A 9,018-nucleotide genomic window follows, 5' to 3' on the forward strand; every position below is an offset into this window, starting at 1 on the left:
GGATTTGAATGACCTTGAAAATATACAGTGATAAAGTATTAGAAGCTAATACATTGTATCTACTACAGCAGTCCAACCTGTCTGCCAAACCGATAACTAAGTCCAATCTCATGCGTGGTGTTGTTCATCCGCCGGTCGAGCGTTTTACTTCCCGGGTTGAACTGGTAGCTATACCCTAGTCCGATACCCGAAAAGTTAAACTGGGCCATCCCCGCAAACTCTCCATAAGTCCGCACATTTGCCCCTACCCCAAAGACCTCCTTCACGAAGAACATCGCCGAGGCCTCCGCCTGCGGCCGCAAACTTTCCGAGTATGTAACCAGTAAAGACGGCCGGAACCGGAAGTCCGTCCCCAAAGGGAACAACGCCCCGGCCGTCAGGTGGTAGATGTTGGTGAATTCGTATCGGCTATCGCCCGTCAACCCCAGGTTGCCGAGCATCAGCCGTGGCAATGACAATCCCACGTAGTAGCGCTCCGGACGGTAAAGCATCACACCGAAGCCCACCAGCGCATCCGTCTCCCGGATGTCTTCCCGGAACGCCGGGTCCATCGGGTCGAGCTGCGAAAACCGACCGTCAAGGTAACTGAAGCCCGCATTCAGCGACAAGCCCAAATATTCGCTTTCGGAAATCCGGACCGATTTGGCAAAGAACGCGCTTGCCTCGGTGAGTTTTTCCACGGCAAGGCTCTCGTGGCGAATAATCAGTCCGGCCGTAGCGCCCATCCCTGCGAACCCGATATGCCCGTTCCCCCAGAACACGGCGGGCGCCCCATCGATGCCCACCCATTGCCGACGGCCGATTACCGACACCTCGCCGCCCAGGTGCATCAGACTCGCCGCCGGATTGACAACCGTACGCAATTGCCCATGCTGCGTATGCGTGAGTGGCTGCTGGGCTTGTAAGCCGATGGTTATCAATAAACCCGCTAATGTTATGAATAGATTCCGTTTCATCGTCTGTTGTCTAGTGTCTAATGTCTCTTGTCTAGTGTCTCTTGTCTCACAACTAGTACCTCAACACAACCCATCCCTTCTTATGCTTCCACGTATTCCCATCCTTTACCTCCACGATGTAGAAATACGTACCTGCCGGCAATAGCTGTTGCGCCGTACTGATACCTCGGAACGCCACTCGGTTATTATCGTAGCCACTGGCTTCCCACAGCAGGGTGCCGTTCCGGTTGAAGATGGTCACCCGGTTTTCCGGGTAATCCGTTACTGCCTCGATCATCAAGAACTCGTTGATGCCGTCGCCATTGGGTGATATTACCGGATGCACGCGTACCGGCAGGTCCGATGTCGGATCTACTACCCGGATGGTCAACGTAACCGGTTCGGCGGCTTCGTAATTGGCGTCGCCCGTCTGCGTAGCGGTGATGGTGACCCATCCCAACCGCAGGATATTCAACGAAGTACCTGCCAACGTGGCCACCTCGGCGTTGTCAGCGGTCAGCGTCACCGGTAACCCAGTCGTGCTCGATGCCGTCAACTCAATACTGCCCGCATCACGGTCCACCTCGGTCGGGCCGTTCAGTGTGAGGGTCTGGCGGGCCTTGCGCACTATCAGTGTTCGGTGCTCCTGCGGCCTATTGCCGTAGTTCGCGTTCTCGGGAACCGTTGCCGTAATCGTGGTCTCACCCGCCCCGATGATGGCAATTTCGCCTTCGGCGGTTACTTCCGCCACATCGGGATTGCTGCTTACATAAATGATCTCTTCTCCGCTGGTTGCTGTTGCGCCTGCATCGAAAGCCGCATCGCCATAGATTTTCTCGGGCAGTGCCGGGAAATCCACCCTACGCATAGCCGGAAGCACGGTGAGGGTAGCCTCCAGCACTTCATCTTGATAATTTCCGGCACCATCGATGAGGGCTTTTACGGTTTGATGCCCAACATTGGTCCGGCCGTTGTTTTCGTAAGTCACCGAGGCTCTCGCTGGCAGGTCGCCAGCGAGCGAGAGGGTATGCTCGGTGCCATCATAGGTAAATGAGGTATTTTCAAAAATAAGCCCCGTAATCTGTCGTTGTGTAATCGTCAGTGTGCCTATTTCAAAGACCAGCGTATAATTGCCATCCAGCGACAAGTCGCCCTGGGTGATGGCATAGTCGCCCACATCTTCCCCGCCATCGCGGTTGAGGTCTCCCGCGAAGACATCGTCGCCAATCAACCCCGGCGTAAAGGTATACGTCAGTGCCGGGTCATCCGTACCGAATGCTTTGGCTTTGTCTGCTGCTGAGACTGTAATCTCCAATGGAGCGATGGTCAACGTGGCGGTCAACTCATCGTCTTCGTAGTTCTGGCCGCCATCGATATAGGCGGTCACATCATACGTGCCGGCGTCTATCGCACGATTACCCGGTTTACCGTCGATTTCATAAGTCACCGAGGCTCCCGCTGGCAATTCGCCAGCGAGGATAAGCCTTTGTTCGGTGCCATCGTAGGTAGATGAAATATTATGAAGGGCGATGCCCGTGATTTGTTGCTGGGTAATCGTCAGTTTGCCGGCTTCAAATGTGATTTCGTAATTGTCGTCGAGCGAAAGGTCTCCCTGCGTGATGGCATAGTCGCCCACCACGTCGCCTTCGACACGGGCCAGGTTACCGCTAAATGCATCGTCACCAACGAGTTTCGGTGTAAACGTATACGTAAACGCCGGGTCATCCGCGCCGAAAACCTTCGCTTTGTCTGTGGCCGTCACCCTGATTTCCAACGGTGTGACGGATAGCGTGGCGGTCAGTTCCGCGTCTTCGTAGTTGTTCCCACCGTCGATGATGGCGATTACGGCATACGTACCGGCCTCTGTGGCACTGTTACCCGGCTCGCCGTCAATCTCATAGCTCACCGTCGCGCCTTCCGGCAACTCGCCGGTCAGTTCCAGCATGTGTTCCGTGCCGTCATATTCGAAGGAGGTATTAATCAATTCGACACCCTCATACACCGCCGGCGTGATCGTCAGCGTGCCATCCTCGAACGCGATTTCGTAATTATCATCCAACGACAGGTTACCTTGTATGATTGCGTAGGCACCCGCATTCTCGCCTTCCTCGCGGGTAAGTCCGCCCGTGAATACATCCTCACCGATCAGCTCAGGCATGAACGTATAGGTCAATGCCGGATCATCCGAGCCAAACACCTTCGTTTTGTCGGTCGCGGTAACCACGATTTCCAGCGGCGTGATGGTCAGCGTCGCGGCTAGTTCCTTGTCTTCGTAGTTGTCGCCCCCATCAATGATGGCCGTGATTTCATAGGCACCGGCATCCGTGGCACCGTTGCCCGGTTCGCCGTCAATCTCATAGCTCACCGTCGCGCCTTCCGGCAACTCGCCGGTCAGTTCCAGCATGTGTTCCGTACCGTCATATTCAAAGGAGGTATTAATCAATTCGACACCCTCATACACCGCAGGCGTGATCGTCAGCGTACCTTGCTCAAAGGTGATTTCATAGTTGTCACCGAGCAACAAGTCGCCTTGATTAATTGTGTAGCTGCCCACGTCGTCCCCCCCCTCACGGGCAAGACCGCCTGCGAACGCATCGCTACCGACCAGCTCCGGCGTAAAGGCATATGTCAGTATCGGATCATCCGTGCCGAATACCTTCGTTTTGTCGTCCGCCACAACCGTTATTTCCAATGGTGTGATGGTCAACGTGCCGGCTTCAAAGACAAGTGCATAGTTATCATCCAGCGACAGGTTACCCCGCGTAATCGCATAGTCACCCACGTCTTCACCTACGTCACGGTCAAGTTCGCCCGCAAAGGTATCGCCGCTAATCAGCTCCGGCGTGAAGGTATACGTCAGTTCAGGATCATCGATACCAAATACCTTGGTTTTATTTTCCACGGTAACTGTAATTTCCAATGGCGTAATTACAAATGCATCGTTATCCGCCTTAACGGTGAAGGCATAATTTCCGGCCTGTGCACCGCCAACTGCTAATTCAATGTCATACGCACCCACGCCTTCGCCTTCCTGCCGTGTGGTAGCCGAAACGATATCCGTCAGCTGGTCATCAAATGCCAGCTCGTCGCCCTCAGCCAGCTCATACGCGTACGTATCAGGATCATCAGAACCGTACACTTTCCCTTGACCCGCTGTCGGAACGATCGTGATGGCTTTCTGTGCCACGGTAACGGCAAGCGACAGTGATGCCGCCTCATAATTATCCGTGCCTTCCTGCTCAATGGTCAAGGTGGCATCGCCCCCCAAGCGGGCAGCAACAGCAGCGAGGTCGCTCAGGTCGATAACTGCGTCATCACCTGTTCCGAGCGCATAGGTAACAACACCATCTGGATCGGTTGTGTTGAACGTTAGTTCCCCGGTATCTCCATAGGTCAACGATAGTCCTTCGTCGGTATCAATCACTGCACCATTCCATGAAGCCGTCAATACGGGCGTGCCTTTCGCCACCACAATGGTGATCTCCGCCTGCAGATTATCTGGATTCAGTAAACATTCCTCTTCTGGAATCGCGGGTGGCACGGCAAACACATACGTACCAGCCACATCCCCATCATAGCTGCCACCGGTAGGCGTAAGGAGCACCCAGTGGTCACGATTACCATCCAGCGGGATGGACACCTCCGTATCATCGCTTAATCTGGCGGTTACGACAGTCGGCAATCCATCGATATCACCCCAAGCCGTGCCGTACGCCGCCGTTACCGCCGCCGGTGCGGCTAACTGTTCGATGTATAACCGTTCGCCCTGATATTCGTAGGCACCCATGTCTATCACACCATCGCCTGCAAAATCATACACCCGCAGGTTGCCGCCCATGTCACGGTCATTCGCTAGGTCTCCGCCCGCATCGATGTATAGCTGGTTGTTGCCCGCGCCGATGGCAGGGCTGCATGCACTTAATTGTAAATAACCGCCGCCGCCGGGTGTGGTGCTCATGAATACCGGATCGGTGTCGATGTTGTTGCCGCCGTCCAGGATGCCCGTTGCCTGATTCCAGTTCGCGCTTCCGCCCGAATGGGCGACCAAGCTATTGGCGACGGTTACATCGCCGCCCAATGTGGAAACGGATATGGATGCGGATGGATCAGTCGGGTCACCTTCTACTTCATTCTCCCAGATCACTACATTGTTCAGTAGGGTCGAGGTCTGTTCCACATATATTGCACCGCCATCGAACTGGGGAATAAAAACGCCGACAATCCAGTTTCCGTAGAAGGTGGCATTGGTTACGGACAACGACGTACCATTACCACTGCTGTGTATCCCCCCACCCGGACCGGAAGACGTTCCATCTTCAACCAATCCGGCCCCATTGTTTGCGAATATGGCCTGCGTGATGTCAACAGACCCTCCAAAATTACGTATACCCCCACCACCGCCGGGCGCCATGTTCCGATAGAACGTCACGTTGGATAACGTCGGTGAACTGATTTCTGTTAAGAGGGAAACCGTGTTGAACAATCCGCCGCCCCAATCGCCCACATTATTAAACCACGCCATGTGGGCAAATTGTGGCGATGAGGAGATGACATACGTCCCACCGCCAAAAAACCGATAAACTGTCTGTCCCATTACAGACGAGCCCGACGTATTGCCGCGAGCATAGCCACCGGTTACCGTAAATCCGTCCATGAGCGCACTGCCTATATTTCCCGATGAAATGGTCACGTGATGGGCATTCTCGGTATGGTTATCATAATTAGCTGTATGGTCGTTGCCGTTGAAATCGCCGCTTAGGATACTGCCCTGTGCCAGGCTATTCATAGTTGGTAGGATACGCGCATCTTCCAGGGTTTCGATTCCGGCCACCGGGTCAAACCCACCGTACAATTGCACATTCGGCACCAGTACAAAGCTGTTATCCCGGCCGCCGTCGGTGGTATACTGCGCGTCGGCCGCATGGTATAAGGGCAGGTAGGTTCCTTTGGCTACAAAGATGCGCAGCGGTTCGGCTTCCGTCCAACCGGGACTGCCCCCATCGTGCTGCTCGCGCGCCCATTTCAGTGCATCGGCCAGCTCGGGGATGGCATTTTCCCAGCTGTCGCCCACGCCGGTATAGCCGGTGGCCGCGGTGTTCACGTTGACATCTACGTAGAGGATATGGTTATCGCCGGGTTCAATGGGAGGATCCGGCAGTACAACACTACAGGTACCTTCCGCTAGTAACTGAAAGCGCCAATTCCGCTCGTCCCTCAGTTTATCCACATAGGGGGCGACATCGGGACTGTAAGTAACGCCTGACCCGCCAAGTAAAGCCCCGTCATTCGTATTGGGATTCGTGGCCCAGCTATAAAGGGAATAACTGAAGTTTTCGCAGCTCATGCCGCTCCCGGTAAAAGCGAAAAGCGCTCCACCCAGACTTTCCAGCTTCCAGGCGCCCAGCGACTGGTCAAAACTGGCGGCGTCACGGAACATATAGTCGAAGTTTTCCAACTTACGTACATCCCAACTATCTAATGATTGATTGAAGCTCGTTGCCCCGTCAAACATAAACGACATGTTGGTTACATTGCTGACGTCCCAGTTGTCCAAGGATTGATTGAAGCCAGCCACATCCTCAAACAAGTTACTCAAGTCAGTCACCGTACTGACATCCCAATCATTGATATTGGGTATTACATCTATTCCACTGAGACTGAAAGCGAAACTTAAATCCGTTACGCCACTTAAGTCCGGGATATCCGTTGCCGTGATTTTCAGGTTCTCACAACCATAGAATACAAATCTACTCCAATGTACGGTGCCCCAGTTTTTCACCTCCAACAGTTTAGCTGCATCATTTCCAACTAAAAGATAATGGAGTTCGATCGCGTGAAAAGGATTGCTTCCCGTCGGAGCGATACGTACCTCATAAGTTCCAGGTTGCGGAAACGTCACGAATGTTTCGCCGCTTCCATTTCCCGACCCGGTAACTGCCGGATTGTTGGTATCCACCCAGGTATAGGTGAACTCGCCTGTGGCCGGTATCTTGATGTCGTAGGGTCCGGTACCGCCGTCAATATCGGTCTTCCAGACAGTGATGAAATCGTTGGGGTCGGCGGGCACGCTAGACGTAATCCGAATTAATACCGTCCCATCATCGCTTAGATTGCCTCCCGATCCGGTATGGCCGCTATCATTTATCATGACCTCCAACGGCTGATCGTCCGTATTTCCGGGTTCGTTCTCATAAGTCACATTCGATGCCGCAAAAAAGGAATTGATATTAGCAAGTGATCCACTAATTGTCAAGCCGTTCGTCCCGTTTCCGGCGGCGGTTATCCCACTTGCCGGGGCGGCTATCAACCGACCAGCTGGAACATCCAAACGGACATTTATGTTACCGCTCCCGGCATCTACATCGGTAAAGCTGATACCGACCAAGGCCGAAGCCACATTTTCTATAACGTCGATAGTTGCCGGCAACGACACTTCCGGAGCATCGTTAACCGGGGTGATGTCGACCTGGATAGTTCCAACGCTGATATCGATTCCTCCCCCGCTGCCTGTATGGCCGTTATCGTTGATGAATACGTCAACCTGTGCCGCAGCGACACCGTAGAGGTTTGCTGCCGGCCGGAAAAAGATATTAGTGGGAACGTTAATGTAATTATTCAGGTCTGTCAGATTTCCGGTAAGGGTTAGCCGGTTAGTCAGGTGGCCGGTAATGGTAATCCCCGGACTCGAGGCAATATCAAAAATGCCGCCGGTTGCCTGCAAGGTCAACGTGAGCGCTCCTGAACCAGCGTCCACATCTTCGATGGTGGCTGCCGAAATAGTAAGGGCGTCGGTGGTAGCATCTTCCTCCACCGTTACGACCGCTGGCAGTCCCGTGACGGTGGGACTGCTGTTTGTACCTCCACCACCGCAATCGGTTGCTCCCGCATCGCCCGTAATCGTCCACCTTTTAGCTATTAATTGCTGTCGGGCCGTTTCGGCCGCCGTACCCGGGCAGTATTCCTGACCTGTCGCGTCCAGTGTGATATCGGATGGAACCGTGGGTAGGGACGCCCAACCGATGAGCGTAGCCCCGTAATTGGCGGAAGAAAGGCCCGTTGCGAGCAACATGCCGTCCATATCCGTTACATTGGAAATGTTCCAACTGCCCAGTGACTGATCGAAAGCCATGGCAATGAAAAACATATTGTTCATCGTGGTTACATTCGACACATCCCATCCACTCAAGTCCTGGTTAAAGACCGCCGCTTGATAGAACATAAATGACATATCCGCCACGTTGCCTACCTCCCAACCGCCGATGTCTTGATTAAAGACACTTGCACCCCAGAACATCCAAGACATGTCCGTTACAGCGGCAACATTCCAATTGGTAATGTTGCCGTTGAACGCCTTCGCACCGTTAAACATACTCGCCATGTTGGTTACGTTCGATACGTTCCAACCACTGAGATCACCATTAACCAACTGCGCCCTGGCGAACATCCGCACCAACGAAGACACGCCACTTAAATTGGGTGCATCACTTGCATTCAACACCATATTACTCGCGCCATCAAAGGCCATCTCCATCGATTGCCAGGCGATATCCCCCCATTGTTCGACGCTTACAAGTTTATCCGTTATAGATATATCTCTCCCCCCAAGCCGTATAGCCGGAAAATTTTCCGTAATTTCTACCGTATACGTTCCCGCTACGGCATAGGTGTGGACAGCATCGCCGGTTTGTCCTGTCGACGTATTGCCATCTCCCCAATCCACTGTATAATTATACCCCGATACATCCGGATTCACCGGAATGGTAATACTCTCACCGGGATTATCCGTTTTCCAAGTGGTGACGAATGGCCGTTGCGCCAGCGCAGTAAAGCTCATCAGCACAACTAACAGAGCAGTCCATAATCCAGCCAATGGCATGCGTAGACGTGGTAGAAATCTTTCCATAGCGCTACAAATTGACGGAAAATAGGCCGACCCCGCCACCCCTCTTTTGGGGGGGTATTCCCAAAACGCGTAAAGAAAGACCACACCCAATTTAGTTATTAAAAATTACTAGTGATGCGTTAAGTTTTTAAAATTTGTTGTAATACATTGTATATAAATATATTATAATCGTTCTTTGAT

General features: G+C 53.2%; 2 protein-coding genes. Both read right to left on the reverse strand.

The features are described 5' to 3' along the window. Positions 1–62: 62 nt before the first annotated feature. Positions 63–956 (reverse strand): PorP/SprF family type IX secretion system membrane protein, encoded by an 894-nt coding sequence (locus ACEVG1_RS16940; protein ID WP_374744908.1) that lies wholly within the window; start codon positions 954–956, stop codon positions 63–65. Positions 957–1,008: 52 nt separating this feature from the next. Next, complete coding sequence (locus ACEVG1_RS16945; protein WP_374744909.1) at positions 1,009–8,838, reverse strand: MBG domain-containing protein; 7,830 nt, start codon at positions 8,836–8,838, stop codon at positions 1,009–1,011. Positions 8,839–9,018 lie beyond the last annotated feature (180 nt).

The organism is Parapedobacter sp. 2B3 (genome assembly GCF_041925275.1).
Classification (GTDB): Bacteria; Bacteroidota; Bacteroidia; order Sphingobacteriales; family Sphingobacteriaceae; genus Parapedobacter; species Parapedobacter pyrenivorans_A.